Source organism: Sphingopyxis sp. 550B (assembly GCF_057401805.1).
On sequence record NZ_CM171610.1, the window covers coordinates 3,890,424 to 3,913,806 of the forward strand.

Below are 23,383 nucleotides of genomic sequence, written 5' to 3' on the forward strand. Positions count from 1 at the left end.
CCGGCCGGTTCCATCTTGCACCGACCGGAGATGGGCTCCCGCCTTCGCGGGAGTATGCAGCTTTTTCCGGTAGCCTAGATCAGCCCCGCGAGCGGGCTTGACGGGTCGGCGTAGCGGCGCTGGCCCATGCGGCCGGACAGATAGGCGTCGCGCCCCGCTTCGACCGCCAGTTTCATCGCGCGCGCCATGCGGATCGGGTCCTTCGCCTCGGCGATCGCGGTGTTCATCAGCACCCCGTCGCAGCCGAGTTCCATCGCCACCGCTGCGTCGCTCGCGGTGCCGACGCCGGCATCGACAAGCACCGGCACCGATGCACCCTCGACGATCAGGCGGATCGTCACCCGGTTCTGGATGCCGAGCCCCGACCCGATCGGCGCACCAAGCGGCATGACCGCGACGGCGCCCGCATCCTCGAGCTGCTTCGCCGCGATCGGGTCGTCGACGCAATAGACCATCGGCAGGAAGCCCTCCTTCGCCAGCACCTCGGTCGCGTGGAGAGTTTCGCGCATGTTCGGATAGAGCGTCTTCGCCTCGCCCAGTACCTCCAGCTTGACGAGGTCCCAGCCGCCCGCCTCGCGCGCGAGGCGCAGCGTGCGGATCGCGTCGTCGGCACTGAAGCAGCCCGCGGTGTTGGGCAGATAGGTGATCTTCTTCGGATCGATATAGTCGGTGAGCATCGGCGCATTCGGGTCCAACACGTTGACGCGGCGCACCGCGACGGTGACGATCTGTGCCCCCGACGCCTCGACCGCGGCGGCGTTCTGTTCAAAATCCCTGTATTTGCCGGTGCCGACGATCAGCCGCGACGTGAAGGTCCGCCCGGCAACGCTCCAACTGTCGATTCTGTCCACATTCAATCCTTGTTCTGCACCACGTTCGCAATGTCGCCGAGGGGATCGCGAACGAAAAACCGGCGAACGCCCCAGGGCTCGTCGCGCAGGGCGTAGACGATCTCGTGCCCCGCCGCGACCGCGCGGGCATGCACCGCATCGACGTCATCGACGCCCACCGAATAGGCGGGCCGCAGCCCCGACGGGTCGTCGGTCAGGACGCTGATCTGCGCCGTCGGCTGGGTGGACGAACGATAGATGGTGATGAAATCGATCGCCATCGCCGTTTCCAGCCCCAGCACATCGTTGAAAAAGCCCGCGCCTTCCCGGACGTCGCCGGCATAGCGATTGGGCACGATCCGCGCGACCGCCATCAGCCGCCTCCCACGAAATGGACGATTTCCAGCGCGTCGCCGTCCGCGAGCGCCACGTCGGCAAGGGTCGAGCGCGGCACGATCTCGCGATTGCGTTCGACCGCGACCTTCTTCACGTCGAGCCCGAGCGACGCGACGAGGTCGGCGATGCTGCCCCCGCGCACCTGCCTCTGCTCTCCGTTGAGGATGATCGCAATCACCGCCGCTGCCCTTCTTTGCGTTTCGCCGTGCAGCCCATATAGGGGGAGCCAGCCCCGCCGCAACCGAAAGCCAGGTCTTTGCCGGAAACCTCCTCCGAAACCCCCGTCGTCTTCGTCCTTTCGGGCCCCAACCTCAACCTGCTCGGCACGCGCGAGCCCGAAATCTACGGCCACGATACGCTGGACGCCATCCACGCGCGGCTGGCCGCGCAGGCGGCCTGGCTGGGCCTGTCCGTCGACTGCCGCCAGTCGAACCACGAGGGGGTGCTGATCGACTGGCTGCACGAAGCGCATTTCGCGGGCGCGAAGGCGGTGCTGCTCAACGCCGGCGGTTATACGCACACCTCGATCGCGCTGCACGATGCGATCAAGTCGATCGCGGTGCCGGTGATCGAGGTTCATCTATCGGACCCGAAAAGCCGCGAATCCTTTCGCCATATCAGCTATATCGGCATGGCGGCGGCCGCGCATTTCGCGGGGCACGGCGCGAACAGCTACACGCTGGCGCTGGACGCCGCCGCGCGTCTCTGACAAGAGGGCGCGACCAGAACAGGGGTCGAGTGCCACCAAGGCACCACAACAACAACAGGAACTATCGCAATGGGTGACCACAAGGATCAGGGCATCAACATCGATCCGGCTTTCGTCCGCGCGCTCGCCGAGTTGCTCGACGACACGCAGCTTTCGGAAATCGAGGTCGAGGACGGCGACCGCAAGGTGCGCGTCGCGCGAACGCTGACCGCCGCCGCAGCCGCGCCTGTCGCCTTCGCCCCCGCGGCCCCCGCCGCCGTTCCCCTCGCGCCGCCCGCTCCCGCCGCGGCGCCGCCGCCCGCCGCCGACAGCTTCGCCGACGCGGTCAAGTCGCCGATGGTCGGCACCGTCTATCTCGCGCCCGAACCGGGGGCGCCGACCTTCGCCAGCGTCGGATCGTCGGTGAAGGAGGGCGACACCGTCCTGATCATCGAGGCGATGAAGGTGATGAACCCGATCACCGCCCCCACCTCCGGCACGCTGAAGGCCGTGCATGTCGAGAACAGCCAGCCGGTCGAGTTCGACCAGCCGCTGTTCACCATCGGCTGATTCATCCGATGACGATCGAGAAACTGGTCATCGCCAACCGCGGCGAGATCGCGTTGCGCATCCACCGCGCCTGCCACGAAATGGGGATCAAGACAGTCGCGGTGCATTCGACCGCCGACGCCGACGCGATGCACGTCCGCCTCGCCGACGAGGCGGTATGCATCGGCCCGCCCGCGGCGAAGGACAGCTATCTCAACATTCCCGCGATCATTTCGGCGGCCGAGGTGACGGGCGCCGACGCGATCCATCCCGGCTACGGTTTTCTGTCGGAAAATGCGCGCTTCGCCGAGATCATCGAAGCGCACGGCATCACCTTCGTCGGCCCCAAGCCCGAGCATATCCGCACCATGGGCGACAAGGTCGAGGCCAAGCGCACCGCGGTCGAACTGGGCCTGCCCGTCGTTCCCGGCTCGCCGGGCGCCGTCACCTATGGCGACGAGGCGAAGCGGATGGCCGAGGAGATCGGCTATCCGGTGCTGATCAAGGCGGCGTCGGGCGGCGGCGGCCGCGGCATGAAGGTCGTTCCCGACGCCGACAGCCTCGAAAGCCTGATGGGCCAGGCATCGAGCGAGGCGGCGGCGGCATTCGGCGATCCGACCGTCTATATGGAGAAATATCTCGGCAATCCGCGCCACATCGAATTTCAGGTGTTCGGCGACGGCAACGGCAATGCGATCCACCTCGGCGAGCGCGACTGCTCGCTCCAGCGCCGCCACCAGAAGGTGCTGGAGGAAGCGCCCTCGCCCGTCATCTCGGCCGAGGAGCGCGCGCGCATGGGCCAGATCTGCGCCGATGCGATGGCGAAGATGCACTATCGCGGCGCCGGCACGATCGAGTTTCTGTGGGAAAACGGCGAATTCTTCTTCATCGAGATGAACACCCGCATCCAGGTCGAGCATCCGGTGACCGAGATGATCACCGGTTTCGACCTCGTCCGCGAACAGATCCGCATCGCCGACGGGCGCGGCCTGTCGGTCCGTCAGGAGGATCTGGAATTCCGCGGCCACGCGATCGAATGCCGGATCAACGCCGAGGACCCGCGCAGCTTCCTGCCCTCGCCGGGCAAGGTGACGCAATATCACGCCGCGGGCGGCATGCACGTCCGCGTCGATAGCGGGCTCTATGCGGGCTATGCGATCCCGCCTTATTACGACAGCATGATCGGCAAGCTGATCGTCTATGGCCGGACGCGCGAAAGCTGCATGATGCGGATGCGCCGCGCGCTCGACGAGATGGTCGTCGGCGGGATCAAGACCAACATCCCGCTGCATCAGGCGCTGCTTGCCGACCCAGACGTGATCGACGGCAACTACACGATCAAATGGCTCGAGGACTGGCTCGCGCGGCAGGATGCCGAGGCGAAGGGGTAGGGCGCGGGGCCGAAGCCGGCCATTCGGCGTCGTTGCGAGCAGCGAAACCGCGTGGCAATCCAGAGCGCGGCGGGAGCATCGCGCCTCTATCCTGAATCGCTGTCCCGTTCGTGTCGAGCGAAGTCGAGACACCCATTGGCCTTGCGCTACGTCGATGGGTGTCTCGACTTCGCTCGACACGAACGGATTTCAGTTGGTCCGGATTAAGCACGGCGCTCTGAATTGCTCCGAGATTGCTTCTCCCTGATCAAATCCGGGGTCGCAATCGCGACGCCGGTCAAGGCCATCGAACTCCGGCACCACCTCCATTCGGAGCCACCCTGCCCACCCGTCCCGCGCTTCCAAACCCTTGGAAACTCGGTTATGGCGGGGCGCATGTCGAAACTCTCCCCCCGCTTCGCATTCGCCCTGCCGCTTCTTTTCGCGGCCGCACCAGCCCTCGCGCAGACGACCGACGTCAAGGAGGATTCGGTCGTCCTGCAACCCGACAAGGTCACCGACGACGCGCCCGTCGTCGAAACGCTGGCCGAAGCCAATCTGCCCGACTGGTCGGCGAACAATGCCAAGGCGCTGCTCGCCTTCATCGGCAATGTCGGCGCCGAAGGATTGTTTCCAAAGGATTACAACCCCGACGGGCTGCAGGCCGCGATCGCCGGCGGCGACCAGGCGCGGCTCGACAAGGTCGCGACCGACAGCTTCCTGCTGCTCGCGACGCATATGCGCGACGGGCGCACGCCGAACGCGGCGCGCAAGCAGTGGTTCATGACCGACAACGACGCCGAGCAGACGCCGCTGATCGCATTGCTCACCTCCGCGCTGCTGTCCAATTCGGTTCCCGAGGCGCTGCTCGGCCTCGACCCGGTCCATCCCGATTTCGCCGCGCTCAAGGCCGCGCTCGCCGTCGCCAAGACGCCCGCCGACACCAATGCGATCCGCGTCAACATGGAACGCTGGCGCTGGATGCCGCGCGACCTGGGGTCGGGCTATGTCGTCAGCAACGTCCCCGAATATCTGACTCGCGTCGTTCACGACGGCGTCGTCATCGCAACGCACAAGGCGGTGGTCGGCAAGCCGTCGACGCCGACGCCGCAGCTCAACCCGATGGCGACGGGCGTGATCCTCAACCCGACCTGGACGCTGCCGCGCAGCATCATCAACGAGGGCATCGGCGCGACGATCGCGCGCAATCCCGCCTCCGCGCGCGCGCAGGGCTATACCTGGACGGGCAGCGGCAAGACGCTGTCGGTCGTGCAGCAGCCCGGCGCCAACAACGCGCTGGGCGTGATGAAGATGGAGATGCTGAACGAACACGCCATCTACCTGCACGACACGCCGTCGAAGGGCGCCTTCGCGCAGGCGGCGCGCGCGTTCAGCCACGGCTGCATCCGCACCGAGCGCGCGCTGCACTTCTCGGGCCTGATGGCGGTGATGTTCGCCGGCCGCAGCCCCGAAGAGTTCGGCGAGGCGGTGGCGAGCGGCAAGACGACGCGCTTCGGCTTCGAAAATCCCTTCCCGGTCTATGTCGCCTATTGGACGGTCGTTCCCGATGCCAAAGGCGGGGTGAAGAAACTCGCCGACATCTATGGCCGCGACGCGCCCGTCGTCGCCAGCTTTGCCAAGCCCGGCCGCACCGCGGCGGTCGTCATCTCCCCGGCGCCGCCAACCGTGGTGCCGACGATCCCGGCCCCCAACGTCACGACGCAAGCGACGACCGGAATCTATTGAGCCTGACGGTCATAGCCGGGTGACGCTGCATGGGATCGTCATTGAATAGCCGGAGCGGGATGACATCGAATGGACTCGTCATTGCGAGCGGCGAAGCCGCGCGGGAATCCAGAGCTTGCGTAAACCGCCCTGGATTGCTTCGCTCCGCTCGCAATGACGAGGTAGGTCAATCCAAAGTTATCAGAGTCTAAGCCGACAGCCGCGTGCTCCCGCGCAGGCGGGAGCCCAGAGCGACAAAGAGCCAGCGTCGGCGCCAGAATGCTCTGTGTCCCCGCCTTCGCGGGGACACTATCCTTTTCAGTCGAGGACGATCATGCCCTAATCCGCCGTCTTGGGCAGCGTTCCGTTGGCGCCGGTGCGGATGATATTGTCCGCGACCGGCGGCAGCTCGAACGGCGCCGGCGGCGGCGATACGCTCAGCTTGTCGGCGAAGAGCAGGCGTCCGGGGCCGAGCTTGTAGAGGATTTGCGGCAGCAGCGCCTCGCCGAACACGAAGCAGCCTTCGCTGCGCCCGAGCTTGCCCTGCGTCGCGATCAGCGCGGGGTCGGCATACCAGGCGCCGTGGACGACGATCGCGCGGATGTCGGCGTTGCTGTTGTCGGGCTCCAGCCCCGCGAGGCGCATCGACGAGCCGTTGGCGCCCCAATAATAGTCGCTGGTGCGATAGGCGCCGCGCGAACTGGCCAGCGATCCGACGCGGTTCGAGAAACTCTTGAGCCAACCGTCGTGCTGCGGGTCGGAACCGCGACCGTGGGTCACCGGATAGAGGTCGATGGTGCCCGCGACGAGGTCGACGAGCGCGAAGCGCGGACGCGAAGAGGGCAGTCCGAAATCGACGATGCCGACGCGATCGGTCTGGCCGATTCGGTTGCCCTGCCGTTCGAGCTGCTGGCGCGCGACCGCCAGATAATCGACCGGCGGCGCGGGCGGCGCCACCGGCTGCCGAATCCAGTCGGGGAGCTGCGCGCGGGCCGGGGCGGCGGCCATCGCCCCCGCACCGGCCAAGGCCGCCAGCATCGCCCTGCGATCCATCATATCATTCACGTGCAACCCAACCCCGCAACGGCCGCCAGCCGGCGGCTCCTCGACCGTCATAAGCGCCTGTCCGCGTGGCAAAGGCAAGACGGTCGTGCTTCGTCATGCGGGAGAATGTGGCATATTCGCCATGAATAGCGGGTTTACGCCGGCGCCCTTTTTCACGACCTTGCCCGCGCCGGACCCGCGCGGTAGGAGCGAGCGCATGAAAGCGACCATCTGGCACAATCCGGCCTGCGGCACCTCGCGCAAGACCCTCGCCATCCTCGAAGAGACGCCCGGCGTCGAGGTCGAGGTCGTCGAATATCTGAAGACTCCCTACACCGCCGACAAGCTGCGGCAACTCTTCGCGGACGCCGGGCTGACGGCGCGCGAAGCGCTTCGCCTGCGCGGCACCGACGCCGAAGAGCGGGGCTTGCCCGACGCGGACGAGGACGCGATCATCGCCGCGATGGTGGCCAATCCCGCCTATGTGAACCGGCCCTTCGTCGAAACCGACAAGGGCGTGCGTTACTGCCGGCCGCAGGACATGGTACGGGAAATTCTCTAGACTGCCGTCCCGTCACGGACATTGCACGCCAACGCTGCCCGGCGGCACACAGATGAGATACGTCCCGTCATCGCCGCGTCGCAGCTTCCAGCGCATTTTCCGGCCGTCCCGAATGTGCGTGTGGCCGAAATAGCGGACGGTGATGACGCGGGCCAGGCGCTGACCGCTCAGCACGCGCGAGACGTGCAGCCTGGCCGTCATCCAGCCGTGATCCAGCACGTCATCGGGATCGTTCGTCGATTGATAATCGTGGAGATTTTCGAGCCGTCCAATCAGTTCCACATAGGGCGTCGCCGCAGGCGGCTCGGCGGCCGCCCCGGAACCGAGCATCAGCGCGCCAACCAGCGTGGCTGAGTGTCTCCACGGCATCCCGCACCTCCCATTGGTTATTCTTCATGCGGCCGAAATCCGACCGCCCGCGATATGGAATCGCATCACCGGGCCCGGCATCGCGTCGAACAGCGCCGGCTCGGTTCCGGTCAGCCATGCCTGCCCGCCCTGCCCCGCGAGCCGCTCATAGAGCGCGGCACGGCGCGAGGGGTCGAGGTGCGCGGCGACCTCGTCGAGTAGCAGCACCGGCCGCCGCCCCCGCGCCCGCGCCACGCAATCGCCGTGCGCGAGGATGAGCGAGAGCAGCATTGCCTTTTGCTCGCCGGTCGAACAGCGCGCCGCCGCGCGGCCGCTCGCGGCGTGGACGGCGGACAGATCGTCGCGGTGCGGCCCGGCGGTCGCCCGTCCCGCCGCCGCGTCGATCCGCCGCCGCCCCGCGAACAGCGCACGCAGCGCCTCGGCCGTCCATGGTTCGGCGCGGGCCTCCCCTTCGCTGTCGACGAGCGTCAGCAGCGGCCGCGCGAAGGGGGCGTCGGGCTGCTGCGCCAGTTCGGCGGACAGCGCCGCGAGCGTGTGCTGCCGCGCCGCGTCGATTGCGGCGCCATGCTCGGCGAGTTGCGCTTCGAGACTGGCAAGCCATTGCGGGTCCGCCGAAGTCGCGTCGGCGAGCAGCTTGCCGCGCGCGCGCAGCGCCGCCTCGTAGCGGTTGCCGTGCTGCGCGTGGCGGGGATCGAGCGCCAGCACCAGCCGGTCGAGGAAGCGCCGCCGGTTCCCCGCGGTCTCGACGAACAGCCGGTCCATCGCGGGGGTGAGCCACAGCACCGCCAGCCAGTCGCCGAGCGCGGTCGCCGCCGCCGCGCCGCCGTTGATCCGCACCAGCCGCCGCCCCGGATGCGCGGGCTCGATCCCGGTGCCGAGCGCGACCGGCGGCAGATCGTCGCCCGCAAGCACCTCCGCGAACACCGCGAAGCCGCCGCTCGCCCCGTCGCGCACCATCTCGGCGAGCGGCGCGCGGCGCAGCCCGCGACCCGGCGCGAGCAGCGAGATCGCCTCCAATATATTGGTCTTGCCCGCGCCATTGTCGCCGTGGAGCGCGACCAGCCCCGGACCAGCGGCCAGATCCGCGCCGGCGTGATTGCGAAAATCGGTCAGCGAGAGGCGGATCAGCGTCATCGGCTTTCCGCGTAGGATATTTCCCACGCCAAGGGAAACCGCTCTTTCGCCCCGTGCGGCGCGACAGCGGGATCAGCGGGCGGGTTCATTGGCCACGAACCGGGGGCGGACCGGCCTTCCATGCGGGGTGACGAAAAACGCCCGCCGGATCCAAGCTGTATATATTTGACCGATCAATGGCATTTTTTCCCATCATCGCGCAATTATCACGGCGAAATAAAATAATAGAGCCGCAAAAACCGCGCTGAACCGCCAATGAACGCAATTGGCACGGTCCCTGCAAAACATGGGGCATCCACCGGATAGTCCGGATGGGAGGAAAGAAAGGAACTTCACAATGGCCCGTTTCGACATGGACTCGTTCAAGAGCTACGCCCTTGCCGCCTTCGCATCGCTCTATGCCTCGGCCCTGCTGATGGCGATTGCCGCCCAGAACGCGCAGGTCGGCTCGCTGGTCGTCTGACCAGCCGCCGCCTTCGCCAGCAACGCCGGCCCCCGTGGCTGGGATCGAAAGGAACAACATGAAACAGGGTTTTCGCAAGAATCGTCAGGACGGCCTGATCTTCGGGGTCTGTGCCGGCCTGGCCGATCAGTTCGGCTTCGACGTCTTGTGGACACGCGTCGCCTTCGTGGCGCTGACCTTGCTCGGCTTCGGCCTGCCGCTGCTGCTCTACCTGACCGTCGCGATCCTCGCGCCCTAGCAGCACCGGGCCGGCCGCCTTCGAGGCGCCAGCACCGGCCCGCCCATTTCCAGAACCAGAAGCCCGTCGGCCGCGCCGGCGGGCTTTTTCATTCATCGATTCAGCGCGCCCTTTTCGGGAACAAACGGCCGGTGCGCGCGCAATATTCGTCCCATGCGTCGCCGAAACGGCCGCGCATCAGAGCCTCCTCGTTCGGAACGCGAAGGAACCACATGGCCGCGAAGGCCGGCACGACCAGAAAGCCGGCGATCCAATTATGGATCAACAGCGGCTGCGCGAGCGCCGATATCCAGATCGCAGCATACATGGGATGGCGAATACGGGCATAGATGCCCTTTGCAACCAGCTGGTGCCCGTCGCGAACCTCCAGCCCCGGACTCCAGTTACGGCCAAGGTCCGCATGGCTGCGCCAGAACAGCCACAGATAGGCGGGCTGCGCCAGCGCCCCGATCGCCGTCGCCCAGTCGGGCAGCGAATAGTCGGCAAAGCCAAAACCCCCTACCACAAGATGAAGAAGGGGCAGCACCATCATCGCAAGAAACATCGCCGTAAGCAGCAGGATTTCGTCCAGTCCTTTGCGCGCATCGACCACGATATTGGCGCGGTTGCGCTTCGCATGCGGCGTGCGAATGGCGAAGGTCGCGACGAAGGCCGCGAGCCAGACCAGCGCCCCCCAGCCATTCTCCCGCCATCGCAGCGCGGCAGCCAGCAACAACGCGAGAGCGACGATCACGGTCGCCGCCATGACCAGCCCTTTCAGGATCGGTCGCTGCGCCTTGTCCGCCATCTTTCCCTCCCATGCGTGCGTCGATGGCTGCCGCTTACTATATTTGATATTGATTCTCAATATCTATTGAAAAGAGGGCCAACCGGAAACTCTCGGCCTCTTGCCCATGCCGAACTCGTTTCGACATCCGTGGCCGACCTCACCTTCGTTCAAGGACAGGCCGCGCCCCCTGAAGCTGGGGATTATCCCTGCCCGACAGGAATTGTTCCCCGGCGAAAGCCGGGTCCATGCCAGATGGCGCTGCCGCTTCCGGACCCCGGCTTTCGCCGGGGAGCGAGATCCGCCATGTTCCAAGGGAGGAGACGAACCAATCCCGTTCAGGGTAGCGCAACGGGAAGGATTGGCCGTGCCGAACGCAGACATATTCGCGAGCCACCGGACTCCCAAAAGAAAGCCCCGCCGGATCGCTCCGGCGGGGCTTCTTTCCTTTGGCCGTCGGGCCGGCGTGAGGCTTATTCTTCCTCGCCGCCTTCGGGACGGTCCTCGACCATCACGTCGTCGGTGGTGAAGTCCTCGCCCTGCACCTTGCCGAGCGGATCGTCGCCCAGCGCGGCTTCGGGGCCCTGTGCCAGCTCGGCCGCATGCTCCTCGGCCGCCGTCTGCGGCGCGACGAGGTGCGCCTCGTTCGCGGCGCGCATGGCGGCGCGCAGCGCGGCGTCCTTCGACGACGCGGTGACGCGGACGCGGTTCATCGCCGCGCCGGTGCCCGCCGGGATCAGGCGGCCGACGATGACATTCTCCTTGAGGCCCATCAGCGAGTCGACCTTGCCCTGCACCGATGCTTCGGTGAGGACGCGGGTCGTTTCCTGGAAGGACGCCGCCGAGACGAAGCTGCGCGTCTGCAGGCTCGCCTTGGTGATACCGAGGAGGACCGGGCGGCCCTCGGCAGGCTTGCCGTTCTTGGGCAGCTTGGCGTTATATTCCATCATCTCCAGATAATCGAGCTGCTCGCCCGGCAGCAGCGTGGTGTCGCCGCCGTCGGTGATCTCGACCTTCTGCAGCATCTGGCGGACGATCACCTCGATGTGCTTGTCGTTGATCTTCACGCCCTGGAGTCGATAGACTTCCTGGATCTCCGCGACGAGGAACTCGGCCAGTGCCTCGACCCCCATGACGTCAAGGATGTCGTGCGGGTTGGGCGAGCCGCTGATCAGCGCGTCGCCGCGCTTCACATAGTCGCCTTCCTGCACCTCGAGCACCTTCGACTTGGGGATCAGATATTCGACCGGATCGCCTTCTTCCGGAACGATCGCGATCTTGCGCTTCGCCTTGTAATCCTTGACGAATTCGATGCGGCCGCTGATCTTGGCGATCACCGAATTATCCTTGGGGATGCGCGCCTCGAACAGTTCGGCGACGCGCGGCAGACCGCCGGTGATGTCGCGCGTCTTCGACGCTTCACGCGTGACGCGCGCCAGCACGTCGCCCGCCTTCACGTCCTGCCCGTCGTCGACCGAGATCATCGTGCCGACCGCGAGCAGGTAGCGCGCCGCTTCGCCGCTCGTCTCGTCGAGCAGGGTCAGTCGCGGCTGGAGCTCTTCCTTCTTGCCGCGGCCCGTGGCGCGATATTCGATGACGACGCGCTGCGCGATGCCGGTCGCCTCGTCGACCTGTTCGGCCAGCGTCTTGCCGTCGATCAGGTCCTGATACTTCACGACACCGTTCTTTTCGGTGATCAGCGGCATGGTGAACGGATCCCATTCGGCGATCCGGTCGCCCTTCTTCACCTTTTCGCCGTCCTTGTGCATGATCTGCGCACCATAGGGCAGGCGATGGGTCGCGCGCTCGCGGCCCTCGGGGTCGATGACCGCGATCTCGCCCGAACGCGACAGCGCCAGACGGCGGCCGCGCTGATCGACGATCGTTTCCATGTCGCGATATTCGATCGTGCCGTCGGAGATCGCCTCCAGGTTCGACTGTTCGTTGACCTGCGCGGCGCCGCCGATGTGAAAGGTCCGCATCGTGAGCTGCGTGCCCGGCTCGCCGATCGACTGCGCCGCGATGACGCCGACCGCTTCACCGATGTTCACCGGCGTGCCGCGCGCGAGGTCGCGGCCATAGCATTTGGCGCAGACGCCCAGCGCCGCTTCGCAAACGAGCGGGCTGCGAATCTTGACCGCCTGAACCTCGGCCTCCTCGATCTTCGCGACCGTGGCTTCGTCGAGCAGCGTTCCGACCGGCGCAAGCAGCGTGCCGTCGGAATCGGTGACGTCCTCGAGCGTCGTGCGGCCGAGGATGCGCTCGCCGAGCGACGCGATCACCGATCCGCCCTGCACGATCGCGCGCATTTCCATGCCGCGATCGGTGCCGCAATCCTCCTCGATCACCACGCAATCCTGTGACACGTCGACGAGACGGCGGGTCAGATAGCCCGAGTTCGCCGTCTTGAGCGCCGTGTCCGCCAGGCCCTTGCGGGCGCCGTGGGTCGAGTTGAAATATTCGAGGACGGTCAGACCTTCCTTGAAGTTCGAGATGATCGGCGTTTCGATGATCTCGCCCGACGGCTTGGCCATCAGCCCGCGCATGCCGGCGAGCTGCTTCATCTGCGCCTGCGAACCGCGGGCACCCGAGTGCGCCATCATGTAGATCGAGTTGATCGGCGCGAGGCGACCGTCGTCGAGCTTCGGCGTCGCGCGAATCTCGTCCATCATCGCGTTTGCAACCTTGTCGCCGCACTGCGACCAGGCGTCGATCGCCTTGTTGTATTTTTCCTGCTGCGTGATCAGGCCGTCCTGATACTGCTGCTCGAAATCCTTCACCAGGGCGCGCGTCTCGTCGACCAGCTTCTCCTTGGCCGCCGGGATGATCATGTCGTCCTTGCCGAACGAGATGCCGGCACGGAAGGCGTGACGGAAGCCCAGCGCCATGATCGCGTCGGCGAACAGCACCGTCTCCTTCTGCCCGGTATGGCGATAGACCTGGTCGATGACGTCGCCGATCTCCTTCTTGGTGAGGAGGCGGTTGACGACGTCGAAGGGCACGGTGTGCGACTTCGGCAGGCATTCGCCGATCAGCATGCGCCCCGGGGTGGTCTCGAACCGCTTGAGGTAGCTGTTACCCTGCTCATCGGTCTGCGGGACGCGGCTGATGACGCGCGTGTGCAGCGTCACCGCGCCCGTGTAGAGCGCCTGGTGCACCTCGGCCATGTCGGCGAGCAGCATGCCCTCGCCGGGCTCACCCTCGCGCTCCATCGACAGATAATAGAGACCGAGGACCATATCCTGCGACGGCACGATGATCGGCTTGCCGTTCGCGGGGGACAGGATGTTGTTGGTCGACATCATCAGCACGCGCGCTTCGAGCTGCGCTTCGAGCGACAGCGGGACGTGCACGGCCATCTGATCGCCGTCGAAGTCGGCGTTGAACGCGGCGCAGACCAGTGGGTGAAGCTGAATCGCCTTGCCCTCGATCAGCACCGGCTCGAACGCCTGGATGCCGAGGCGGTGGAGCGTCGGCGCGCGGTTCAGCAGCACCGGATGCTCGCGGATCACCTCGTCGAGGATGTCCCAGACTTCCTTGCGTTCCTTCTCGACCCACTTCTTCGCCTGCTTCAGGGTCATCGACAGACCCTTGGCGTCGAGGCGCGCGTAGATGAAGGGCTTGAACAGTTCGAGCGCCATCTTCTTGGGCAGGCCGCACTGGTGAAGCTTGAGTTCGGGGCCGGTCACGATGACCGAACGGCCCGAATAGTCGACGCGCTTGCCAAGCAGGTTCTGGCGGAAGCGGCCCTGCTTGCCCTTAAGCATGTCGGACAGCGACTTGAGCGGACGCTTGTTGGCGCCGGTGATCGTGCGGCCGCGGCGGCCGTTGTCGAACAATGCGTCGACGGCTTCCTGCAGCATGCGCTTTTCGTTGCGGACGATGATGTCCGGCGCGCGCAGTTCCATCAGCCTTTTCAGACGGTTGTTGCGGTTGATGACGCGGCGGTAGAGGTCGTTGAGGTCCGAGGTCGCGAAGCGGCCGCCGTCGAGCGGCACCAGCGGGCGCAGTTCGGGCGGGATCACGGGGATGACTTCCAGGATCATCCATTCGGGACGGTTGCCCGATTCGATGAAGCTTTCGACGACCTTCAGGCGCTTGATGATCTTCTTGGGCTTCAGCTCCGACTTGGTCGTCGCCAGCTCTTCCATCAGATCGCTGCGTTCCTGTTCGAGATCGAGATTCTCGAGCAGCACGCGGATCGCCTCGGCACCGATCCCGGCCGAGAAGGCGTCCTCGCCATATTCGTCCTGCGCGTCGAGCAGTTCGTCCTCGGTCAAAAGCTGGAACTTCTCCAGCGGCGTCAGGCCGGGTTCGAGGACGATATAGGCCTCGAAATAGAGAACGCGCTCAAGCTGCTTGAGCTGCATGTCGAGCAGCAGGCCGATGCGCGACGGCAGCGACTTCAGGAACCAGATGTGCGCGACCGGCGCGGCGAGTTCGATATGGCCCATGCGCTCGCGGCGGACCTTGGTCACCGTGACCTCGACGCCGCACTTCTCGCACACGATTCCCTTGTATTTCATGCGCTTGTACTTGCCGCACAGGCATTCGTAATCCTTGATCGGACCGAAGATGCGCGCGCAGAACAGGCCGTCGCGCTCGGGCTTGAACGTGCGGTAGTTGATCGTCTCGGGCTTCTTGATCTCGCCGAACGACCACGAGCGGATACGCTCGGGGCTGGCGATGCCGATCTTGATCATGTCGAAGGTTTCGGGCTTCGCCACCGGGTTCATGAAGTTGGTAAGCTGGTTCATATTTCAGGCTCCATCTTCCCCTCTCGCGGCAAGCGAGAGGGGTGAGGAAAAAATCATTCGGCGGCTTCGGGAAGAGCGTCCGGACCTTCGTCGGGATCTTCGTCCGCATAGGACGACAGTTCGACGTTGAGGCCCAGCGAGCGCATTTCCTTGACCAGCACGTTGAAGCTTTCGGGAATGCCGGCCTCGAAGGTGTCGTCGCCCTTGACGATCGCTTCATAGACCTTGGTGCGGCCGATCACGTCGTCGGACTTCACCGTCAGCATTTCCTGCAGCGTGTAGGCCGCGCCATAGGCCTGGAGCGCCCAGACCTCCATCTCGCCGAAGCGCTGGCCGCCGAACTGCGCCTTACCGCCCAGCGGCTGCTGGGTGACGAGGCTGTAGGGGCCGATCGACCGCGCGTGGATCTTGTCGTCGACCAGGTGGTGCAGCTTGAGGATATACATATATCCCACCGTCACCCGGCGGTCGAAGCGATCGCCGGTGCGGCCGTCATACAGATCGACCTGACCCGAGCGATCGAGCCCGGCGCGTTCGAGCATCGCCGACACGTCGCCCTCGCGCGCGCCGTCGAACACCGGCGTCGCGAAGGGCACGCCCAGCGACAGCCGCCCGGCGAGGTCGACGACCTGATCGGGCGTCCGCGCCTCGATGTCGGCGGCATAGTCCTCGCCATAGGCGTTGAGCAGCGCCTCGCGGACCGCCTCGGGCGGCGATGCCGCTTCCGGGTTCGGGTTCGCCGCGCGCCACTCGTCGAGCGCCGCGGTGATCTGCCGCCCGAAGCCGCGCGATGCCCAGCCTAGGTGCGTTTCGAGGATCTGCCCCACGTTCATGCGGCTCGGCACGCCCAGCGGGTTGAGCACGACATCGACGTGCGTCCCATCCTCGAGGAACGGCATGTCCTCGATCGGCAGGATGCGGCTGATGATGCCCTTGTTGCCGTGACGGCCGGCCATCTTGTCGCCCGACTGCAGCTTGCGCTTGATCGCGACGAACACCTTGACCATCTTGAGCACGCCGGGCGCCAGTTCGTCGCCGCGCTGCAGCTTTTCGACACGATCCTCATATTTCGCGTTGATGCGCTTGATCGCCTCGTCATATTGCGCCTTGATCGCTTCGAGCGCGGCCTGTGCGCGGTCGTCGACGACGGCGAGCTTCCACCAGTCGGAGCGTTCGAGCTCGACAAGCTGCTCTTCGGTCAGCGCCTCGCCCTTCTTCATGCCCTTCGGCACCGCGCTTGTGGTCTGGCCGACCAGCAGTTCCTTGAGGCTGGAGAAGGTCGCGCGGTTGAGGATCGAGCGTTCGTCGTCGGCGTCCTGCTTCAGCCGCTCGATCTCCTCGCGTTCGATCGCGATCGCGCGCTCGTCCTTGTCGATGCCGTGGCGGTTGAAGACGCGAACCTCGACGACCGTGCCCGACACGCCCGGCGGCAGGCGCAGCGAGGTGTCGCGCACGTCGCTCGCCTTTTCGCCGAAGATGGCGCGCAGCAGCTTTTCTTCCGGCGTCATCGGGCTTTCGCCCTTCGGCGTGATCTTGCCGACCAGGATGTCGCCCGGGCCGACCTCGGCGCCGATATAGACGATGCCCGCCTCGTCGAGGTTGCGCAGCGCTTCCTCGCCGACGTTCGGAATGTCGCGGGTGATGTCTTCCGGCCCAAGGCGCGTGTCGCGCGCGGTGACCTCGAACTCCTCGATATGGATCGAGGTGAAGACGTCGTCCTTCACGATGCGCTCGGAAATGAGGATCGAGTCCTCATAATTATAGCCGTTCCACGGCATGAAGGCGACGAGCACATTCTTGCCGAGCGCCAGTTCGCCCAGTTCGGTCGACGGACCGTCGGCGATGATGTCGCCGGTGCGGATCACCTCACCCACCTTCACCAGCGGGCGCTGGTTGATGCAGGTGTTCTGGTTCGAGCGCTGGAACTTCTGCAGGCGATAGATGTCGACGCCCGACTTGCCCGGTTCGACCATGTCGGTCGCGCGGATGACGATGCGGGTCGCGTCGACCTGGTCAACGATGCCGCCGCGGCGCGCCGCGATAGCCGCGCCCGAATCGCGCGCGACGGTGCCTTCCATGCCGGTGCCGACCACGGGCGCCTCGGCCCGCAGCAGCGGCACCGCCTGACGCTGCATGTTCGATCCCATCAGCGCGCGGTTGGCGTCGTCGTTCTCGAGGAAGGGGATCAGCGACGCCGCGACCGAAACGAGCTGCTTCGGCGACACGTCCATCAGCGTGATCTGGCCCTTCGGCGCCATCAGGAATTCGCCCGCCTCGCGCGCCGAGATCAGTTCCTCGGCGAAGCTGCCGTCGGGGTTGAGATCGGCGTTCGCCTGCGCGACGGTGTGCTTCGATTCCTCCATCGCCGACAGATAGACGACCTCGTTGGTCACCTTGCCGTCGACGATGCGGCGATACGGCGTCTCGATGAAGCCGTATTTATTGACGCGCGCAAAGGTCGCGAGGCTGTTGATCAGCCCGATGTTCGGACCTTCCGGCGTTTCGATCGGACAGATGCGGCCATAGTGCGTCGGGTGGACGTCGCGGACCTCGAAGCCCGCGCGCTCACGCGTCAGACCGCCCGGCCCGAGCGCCGAGACGCGGCGCTTGTGCGTGACTTCGGACAGCGGGTTGGTCTGGTCCATGAACTGCGAAAGCTGCGACGAGCCGAAGAATTCGCGCACCGCGGCGACCGCGGGCTTCGCGTTGATCAGGTCGTTCGGCATGACGGTCGACACGTCGACCGACGACATGCGCTCCTTCACCGCGCGCTCCATGCGCAGCAAGCCGACGCGATACTGATTTTCCAGCAGTTCGCCGACCGAACGGACGCGGCGGTTGCCGAGATTGTCGATATCGTCGATCTCGCCCTTGCCGTCCTTCAGGTTCACCAATTCCTTAACCACGGCGAGGATGTCCTCGCTGCGCAGCGTCGTCACCGTGTCCTCGGCATCGAGGCCGAGGCGCATGTTGAGCTTGACGCGACCGACCGCCGACAGGTCGTAACGCTCGGGGTCGAAGAAGAGGCCGCCGAACAGCGCTTCCGCCGTCTCGCGCGTCGGCGGTTCGCCGGGGCGCATGACGCGATAGATATCGCTCAGCGCCTGGTCGCGGTCCTCGGCCTTGTCGGCCTTCAGCGTGTTGCGGATCCACGGGCCGGTGTTGTTGTGGTCGATGTCGAGCAGCACCAGCTTGTCGATGCCCGCCGCGTCCATCTTTTCGAGATTCTCGGCCGTCACTTCGTCGCCGGCCTCGATATAGATCTCGCCGGTCGCGTCGTTGATCAGGTCATAGGCCGAATAGCGGCCGAAGATCTCCTCGGTCGGGATCAGCAGCGTGTCGAGCCCGTCCTTCGCCGCCTTGTTGGCGAGACGCGGGCTGATCTTGTGGCCCGCCGCAAAGACGACTTCGCCGGTCTTGGCGTCGACGACGTCGAACGCGGGCTTGGCACCGCGCCAGTTCTCGACGACGAAGGGCACCTTCCAGCCGTTCTCGGCGCGCTCGAAGACGAGGCGGTCGTAGAAGAAATTGAGGATGTCCTCGCCCGACATGCCCAGCGCATAAAGCAGAGTCGTGACCGGCAGCTTGCGCTTGCGGTCGATGCGGACGTTGACGATGTCCTTGGCGTCGAACTCGAAATCGAGCCATGAGCCGCGATAGGGAATGACGCGCGCGGCAAACAGATATTTGCCCGACGAATGGGTCTTGCCGCGGTCGTGGTCGAAGAGCACGCCCGGCGAACGGTGCATCTGCGACACGATGACGCGCTCGGTGCCGTTGATGAAGAAGGTGCCGTTCTCGGTCATGAGCGGCATGTCGCCCATGTAGACGTCCTGCTCCTTGATATCGAGGACCGAGCGGGTGTCGGTTTCGCTATCGACCTCGAACACGATCAGGCGCAGCGTGACCTTCATCGGCGCCGCATAGGTGATGCCGCGCTGACGGCATTCCTCGACGTCGTATTTCGGATCTTCGAGTTCGTAGTGGACGAAGTCGAGTTCGGCGGTGCCGGCGAAATCGCGGATCGGGAAAACGCTGCGCAGCGTCTTTTCGAGGCCCGAGACATAGCCGACCGAGGGGTCGGACCGCAGAAACTGTTCATAGGATTCGCGCTGCACCTCGATGAGGTTGGGCATTTCCACCGCTTCGTGGATGTTGCCGAACAGCTTGCGGATTCGCTTGCTTGCGGTTGCTTCGAGGGCCTTGCCCACCGACGTCGCCTTGGTCGCCATATGTGATTGTCTCGCCTGCAAAAAATCAAGTCGCGAGCGCGATAGGGACGCAAAAAGGCCGCAGGCAACCGTTGCCGGTTTACCGCAGCTTCTCAACGCATCCCGAAATCCCCGACGCCCTATTCCTGTGGCCCGCTGCGCAAGGTCGGACCCGTCCCGGACGTAAGGAGGTGTGGGCGCGATATAGGATCGCGGGCGCGCGCTGTCAACGCGGGGTGGTCGTCATTATGCCTGACACCATGCCGGCGCCCTCAGCCGCAACCTCCTCCGACTGCGCAGACCTCGCCCTCCTCCCCGGCCGATGGAATCGCGCCCTCCCTTTCGTCGAGCAGTTGTTGGATCGCGGCGCCGACGGCAAGGTCTGGGACATGGCCGAAGCGATGCAGGCGAAGGCGGCCCTGCCGGTCGATCAGCAACAGGCTCGGCGTACCGCGCAGGCCATAGCGCGCCATGGTGACCGGCATGCCCGCCGGATCGTCGTGGCGATCGACCGCCACCGGAAAGGCGATACGATATTCGTGGAGAAAGGGCTCGAGCGACACTGGGCTCATCGCGGCATGATGTTCGAACACGCTGTGCAGGCCGATGACGGCGACCGCTTCCTTCGGGAACAGCTCATATATCCGCTGGAGCTGCGGCAGGCCGTTGGCGACGCAGCCGGGGCACAGCATCTGGAAGGCGCCGATCGCCACGACGCGGCCGCGCAGCGCCGCGAGCGACAGCGGCGCGCTGTTGAACCAGCGCGCAATGTCGAGTTCGGGGGCCACGCCCACTTCGGCTGTCACCGGCCCTTCCAATAGTCGTTCGCTGCGGCGACGGTCGCGAAATGGGTCGCGACGACCTGCGACGCGGCGATCAGCGAATCGGCATTGCCGCCATAGGCCGCCCGGCCCGCGTCGCGGACCGCGGCGTCGGGCTGCGTCAGCTTGACCGCGACACGCGCCATCTTGACCGCGAGCGCGAAGCCCTCTTCAGGCGTTTCGGTCGTCAGGCTCGGCAGCCAGCTTGCGTCACTCATCCTTTTTCTCCTTTGCGGGCGCCCGGACTCGGACAGCCGCGGCGAGCCTAGGCCTTTGCAGCCGAAAATGCACATCGGCGCCGAGCGCCGTCGCCGCCCCGTCGCGGCCGATTACACGACTCGTCCCGCCGAACGCACGGTTCGGCAGCATCGCGTTGGCCATATCGCGCGCTGGCGGGTTCAGCGTGCATGTCTGTTGATCACCAAGGAGAATGAACGCGATGCGAAAGATCGCCTGTTTGATGACGTCTCTTTCCCTCGGCATGGCCCTCGCCGCCGCTGCCCCGGCGGCAGCGCAGGAGGCGGCCCAGGCCGCGGCCGGCCCCAATCTTGCGCCCGGAACGGTCGTCTATGATTCCGAAGGCGCCGAAATCGGTCCGGTTTCCAGCGAGGTCGGCGACAATATCGTCGTGATGCTGGGCGACAAGCCGGTCACCCTGCCCAAGAATGCATTCGGTCAGTCCGACAAGGGCCCCGCGATCACCATCACCCGCGCGCAGTTGACCGCCGCGGTCGGTCAGGCGGCCGCCCAGACTGCCGCCGCACTCGACGCCGCGATCCAGCCGGGTGCCGACATCCTCGGCGCGAATGGCAGCGCCGTGGTCGGCAAGGTCAAGCTGGTCGAAGCCGACGGCATCGTCGTCGCGACGTTGAGCGGCGACGTCAAGCTGCCGCGCCATGCCTTCTTCCTCTCGCCCAAGGGCCTCGCCACCAGCTTCACCGCCGAGCAGTTCGCCGCGGCCGTCGCCGAAGCGACCGCTCCCGCTGCCGCGAGCGAAGCGGTTGCCGATGCCGATACCGAGACGCCGGATCGCTCTGCGAACTGACGCGTCGAAGATCGTAAACAGGAAGGGCGCGGAACCATCGCGGTTCCGCGCCCTTCTTCGTATGGTGCATCCGGAAGGAGGGTTCCTATTCGGCGACGCCGAAGGTCAGGCCGACGACCTTCTCCACCATCGTCTCGTCCCATTCGACCCGGTGATCGAGGATCAGCATGGCGAGGCCATGGACCACCGCCCAGGCGTGGAGCGACGCGGGTTCGGGATCGTCGAGATCGGGCAGCGCCTGCGCCACCCCGGCGCGCAGCAGATGATAGGCGGTCTCTCCCCCGTCGGCGCCGCCGTCGCGATAGCGTTCGGGCATCTGCCGCGTGAAGCTCAACCGGAAGATCGCGGGCTCGTCATGCGCGAAGCGGACATAGGCGATGCCGGTCGCAAGGAAGCCCGCCTTGCCCCCCCCCGCCTTCAGCCACGCCTGCGCCTGAAGCGCGCCCAGCCGCCGCAGCCCTTCGTCGGCAAGCGCGTCGAGCAAGGCCTCCTTGTCGGGGAAATGGCGATAAAGGGCGGTGGCGCTCACCCCCACGTCGCGCGCCAATGCGCGCAGGCCCAGGTCGCCCCCGTCGCCCTCCGCCAGCCGCTTCATCCCCGCCGTGATCACCGCCGCGCGCAGGTCGCCATGGTGATAGGAGCCGCCCCGCGGCGCGGCTCCCTCCCCGTGCGGCGCCGGCGCTGGCGCGGCCAGGCCGCTTTCCAAGTTGACACTGTTATCATCGCCCGTCATGTTGCCACCGTAAACATAGCGACTCGATCGCGCAAGCGCAGAGTCCGGACAAGGGAGCAGAGGAGCACTGCCATGGCCAGCAACGTCGAAAATCTGATCCGCAGCGCGGTGACCAAGGGTATCACCAAGGTGGCGGACTATAACCGCAGGCGCCTGCCCCGTCCGACCGACGCGCACCCCTATCTGACCGGCATCCACACGCCGATGACCGAGGAACTGACGCTGGAAACGCTGCGCGTCGAGGGCGATATCCCTACCGCGCTGTCCGGCCGCTACCTGCGCAACGGCCCCAATCCGGCTCTCCCCCCCGATCCCGCGAGCTACCACTGGTTCACGGGCGCCGGAATGGTCCATGGCGTCCGCATCGCGGACGGCCGGGCGCACTGGTACCGCAACCGCTGGGTGCGCGGGGCCGAGGCGTGCGAGGCGCTCGGCGAACCGTTGCCGCCCGGACCGCGCGGCGACCGCAACGACGCGCCGAACACCAATATCGTCGGGCTGGCCGGGCGGACCTTTGCGATCGTCGAGGCGGGCGGCAAGCCGGTCGAACTGTCCGACACGCTGGACAGCATCGCCCACAATCCGTTCGACGGCACGCTCGCCGGTCCCTACAGCGCGCACCCGCACCGCGACCCTTTCGCCAACGAGACGCATGCAGTCACCTATGCCGGGGGCGAGCCGAACCGCGTGTGGCACGTCGTCCTCGACGCCGACGCGCATGTGATCCGCGAAGAACCGGTCGCGGTCAGCGACGGGCCGTCGATCCACGACTGCGCGATCACCGAACATTATGCGCTGGTCTTCGACCTGCCCGTCACCTTCTCGATGAAATCGCTGCTCGCCGGGCACAGCTTTCCCTATGCGTGGAACGAGCGTCATCGGGCGCGGGTCGGCCTGCTGCCCCGCACCGGGCGCGGCGACGACATCGTCTGGGTGCCAGTCGATCCCTGCTATGTCTTTCACCCTGCCAATGCGTTCGAGACGGCGGACGGCAAGGTGATCGTCGATGTCGTCGCGCACGACACGATGTTCGCGCGCTCGAAACGCGGCCCCGACAGCGAGCGGTCGCGGCTCGAACGCTGGACGATCGATCCCGCGGCGCGGACGACGCTGCGCACGGTCATCGACGACCAGCCGCAGGAATTCCCGCGTTACGACGAGCGGCTGACGACGCGCCCCTATCGCTATATCTACAGCGTCGCGCTGTCCGAAAGCGCCGGCGCCGAGATGGCGATCGCCGAGACACGGCTGCTGCGCCACGATCTGGAGAAAGGCACGACCGAAGCGCGCGACTTCGGCCCCGGACGCCATCCCGGCGAATTCGTCTTCGTGCCGCGCGCGGCGGCGGGCGCGGAGGATGACGGCTGGCTGATCGGGCTGGTCGTCGACATGAACGACCAGACGACCGAACTGACGATCCTGAACGCCGACGACTTCAGCGGACCGCCGCAAGCCGTCGTGCATCTGCCGCACCGGGTGCCGCCGGGATTCCACGGCAACTGGGTCGCCGACTGACGCCTTCGGGCGGACGCAGCAGCGCCCAATCTTCGCCCAGCCGCCTCAGGACAACGGCTCATCGTGGAAATCGGTTGTTTTGGGCAGCGCTTTGCGCGCGCCGTCCGTTCGATTGTCACTATGACAAGACATATTGCCCTCTCCCGCCCCGCCACGAGCGCGATTGC

General features: G+C 66.0%; 21 protein-coding genes. 9 read left to right on the forward strand and 12 right to left on the reverse strand.

Translation table 11 applies throughout. The features are described from left to right. Positions 1-74: 74 nt before the first annotated feature. From AC2S9W_RS18010 to thiS, 3 genes are read right to left on the reverse strand one after another with little or no spacing between them, the layout of a single operon-like run. Positions 75-851 carry a bifunctional sulfur carrier protein/thiazole synthase protein gene (locus tag AC2S9W_RS18010; protein WP_076076231.1) on the reverse strand — a complete coding sequence of 259 codons (777 nt, stop codon included), beginning with the start codon at positions 849-851 and terminating at the stop codon, positions 75-77. A 2-nt stretch (positions 852-853) separates the two neighbouring features. Next, positions 854-1,204 carry a VOC family protein gene (locus AC2S9W_RS18015; protein ID WP_067113501.1) on the reverse strand — a complete coding sequence of 117 codons (351 nt, stop codon included), beginning with the start codon at positions 1,202-1,204 and terminating at the stop codon, positions 854-856. Then, positions 1,204-1,404: a sulfur carrier protein ThiS gene (gene thiS, locus AC2S9W_RS18020; protein ID WP_174521678.1), complete on the reverse strand. Its 201-nt coding sequence runs from the start codon at positions 1,402-1,404 to the stop codon at positions 1,204-1,206. Before thiS ends, AC2S9W_RS18015 begins: the two co-directional genes overlap by 1 nt. Before the next feature lie 78 nt (positions 1,405-1,482). Here thiS and AC2S9W_RS18025 point away from each other — a divergent pair, with 78 nt between their 5' ends. The 4 genes from AC2S9W_RS18025 to AC2S9W_RS18040 all read left to right on the forward strand — a co-directional run bounded on the left by AC2S9W_RS18025 (position 1,483) and on the right by AC2S9W_RS18040 (position 5,579). Further along, on the forward strand, positions 1,483-1,935 hold the full coding sequence (locus AC2S9W_RS18025) for a type II 3-dehydroquinate dehydratase (RefSeq protein ID WP_076076234.1): 453 nt from the start codon (positions 1,483-1,485) through the stop codon (positions 1,933-1,935). A gap of 69 nt (positions 1,936-2,004) precedes the next feature. Continuing rightward, a complete protein-coding gene (accB, locus tag AC2S9W_RS18030) occupies positions 2,005-2,484 on the forward strand; it encodes an acetyl-CoA carboxylase biotin carboxyl carrier protein (RefSeq protein WP_104959776.1) in 480 nt (159 codons plus the stop codon). 8 nt (positions 2,485-2,492) lie between these two features. Beyond that, on the forward strand, positions 2,493-3,854 hold the full coding sequence (accC, locus tag AC2S9W_RS18035; RefSeq protein WP_076076237.1) for an acetyl-CoA carboxylase biotin carboxylase subunit: 1,362 nt from the start codon (positions 2,493-2,495) through the stop codon (positions 3,852-3,854). Between the two features lie 375 nt (positions 3,855-4,229). Continuing rightward, positions 4,230-5,579: a L,D-transpeptidase family protein gene (locus AC2S9W_RS18040; protein ID WP_234002448.1), complete on the forward strand. Its 1,350-nt coding sequence runs from the start codon at positions 4,230-4,232 to the stop codon at positions 5,577-5,579. A gap of 318 nt (positions 5,580-5,897) precedes the next feature. Here AC2S9W_RS18040 and AC2S9W_RS18045 read toward each other — a convergent pair whose 3' ends face one another. Further along, complete coding sequence (locus AC2S9W_RS18045) at positions 5,898-6,596, reverse strand: murein L,D-transpeptidase catalytic domain family protein (RefSeq protein ID WP_076078021.1); 699 nt, start codon at positions 6,594-6,596, stop codon at positions 5,898-5,900. Positions 6,597-6,819: 223 nt separating this feature from the next. On the opposite strand from AC2S9W_RS18045, the gene AC2S9W_RS18050 reads away from it, so the two are divergent. After that, entirely contained in the window at positions 6,820-7,164 is a 345-nt protein-coding gene (locus tag AC2S9W_RS18050) for an arsenate reductase family protein (protein ID WP_076076240.1), read from the forward strand. Positions 7,165-7,176: 12 nt separating this feature from the next. Here AC2S9W_RS18050 and AC2S9W_RS18055 read toward each other — a convergent pair whose 3' ends face one another. Further along, complete coding sequence (locus AC2S9W_RS18055; protein WP_076076241.1) at positions 7,177-7,494, reverse strand: hypothetical protein; 318 nt, start codon at positions 7,492-7,494, stop codon at positions 7,177-7,179. Between the two features lie 63 nt (positions 7,495-7,557). Beyond that, positions 7,558-8,667 (reverse strand): DNA replication/repair protein RecF, encoded by a 1,110-nt coding sequence (gene recF / locus AC2S9W_RS18060; protein WP_076076243.1) that lies wholly within the window; start codon positions 8,665-8,667, stop codon positions 7,558-7,560. Positions 8,668-9,004: 337 nt separating this feature from the next. On the opposite strand from recF, the gene AC2S9W_RS18065 reads away from it, so the two are divergent. Together AC2S9W_RS18065 and AC2S9W_RS18070 are read left to right on the forward strand one after the other, a co-directional pair. Further along, the gene (locus tag AC2S9W_RS18065; RefSeq protein ID WP_255211446.1) at positions 9,005-9,130 is read left to right on the forward strand and encodes a hypothetical protein; all 126 of its coding nucleotides are present in this window, start codon (positions 9,005-9,007) and stop codon (positions 9,128-9,130) included. Positions 9,131-9,188: 58 nt separating this feature from the next. Next, a complete protein-coding gene (locus AC2S9W_RS18070; RefSeq protein ID WP_067109263.1) occupies positions 9,189-9,368 on the forward strand; it encodes a PspC domain-containing protein in 180 nt (59 codons plus the stop codon). Positions 9,369-9,468: 100 nt separating this feature from the next. On the opposite strand, the gene AC2S9W_RS18075 is transcribed toward AC2S9W_RS18070, so the two are convergent. The 5 genes from AC2S9W_RS18075 to AC2S9W_RS18095 form a co-directional block, all read right to left on the reverse strand. Then, complete coding sequence (locus AC2S9W_RS18075; RefSeq protein WP_475282774.1) at positions 9,469-10,215, reverse strand: protein-S-isoprenylcysteine O-methyltransferase; 747 nt, start codon at positions 10,213-10,215, stop codon at positions 9,469-9,471. A 392-nt stretch (positions 10,216-10,607) separates the two neighbouring features. Then, positions 10,608-14,891: a DNA-directed RNA polymerase subunit beta' gene (gene rpoC / locus AC2S9W_RS18080; RefSeq protein ID WP_067109266.1), complete on the reverse strand. Its 4,284-nt coding sequence runs from the start codon at positions 14,889-14,891 to the stop codon at positions 10,608-10,610. A gap of 53 nt (positions 14,892-14,944) precedes the next feature. Continuing rightward, positions 14,945-19,123, reverse strand: a complete 4,179-nt coding sequence (rpoB, locus tag AC2S9W_RS18085; RefSeq protein WP_076076244.1) for a DNA-directed RNA polymerase subunit beta — start codon at positions 19,121-19,123, stop codon at positions 14,945-14,947. A gap of 251 nt (positions 19,124-19,374) precedes the next feature. Beyond that, positions 19,375-19,908 (reverse strand): redoxin domain-containing protein, encoded by a 534-nt coding sequence (locus AC2S9W_RS18090; protein WP_486571382.1) that lies wholly within the window; start codon positions 19,906-19,908, stop codon positions 19,375-19,377. Continuing rightward, on the reverse strand, positions 19,905-20,141 hold the full coding sequence (locus AC2S9W_RS18095) for a hexameric tyrosine-coordinated heme protein (protein WP_067185140.1): 237 nt from the start codon (positions 20,139-20,141) through the stop codon (positions 19,905-19,907). The genes AC2S9W_RS18090 and AC2S9W_RS18095 overlap by 4 nt, the downstream gene beginning before the upstream one ends. A 242-nt stretch (positions 20,142-20,383) precedes the next feature. Between AC2S9W_RS18095 and AC2S9W_RS18100 the strand changes: the two genes are divergently transcribed. Beyond that, complete coding sequence (locus AC2S9W_RS18100) at positions 20,384-20,968, forward strand: hypothetical protein (RefSeq protein ID WP_486571383.1); 585 nt, start codon at positions 20,384-20,386, stop codon at positions 20,966-20,968. A gap of 85 nt (positions 20,969-21,053) precedes the next feature. Here AC2S9W_RS18100 and AC2S9W_RS18105 read toward each other — a convergent pair whose 3' ends face one another. Further along, positions 21,054-21,701: a TetR/AcrR family transcriptional regulator gene (locus tag AC2S9W_RS18105; RefSeq protein ID WP_486571384.1), complete on the reverse strand. Its 648-nt coding sequence runs from the start codon at positions 21,699-21,701 to the stop codon at positions 21,054-21,056. A 72-nt stretch (positions 21,702-21,773) separates the two neighbouring features. On the opposite strand from AC2S9W_RS18105, the gene AC2S9W_RS18110 reads away from it, so the two are divergent. Next, positions 21,774-23,216, forward strand: a complete 1,443-nt coding sequence (locus AC2S9W_RS18110; protein WP_486571385.1) for an 8'-apo-carotenoid 13,14-cleaving dioxygenase — start codon at positions 21,774-21,776, stop codon at positions 23,214-23,216. Positions 23,217-23,383: the final 167 nt, after the last annotated feature.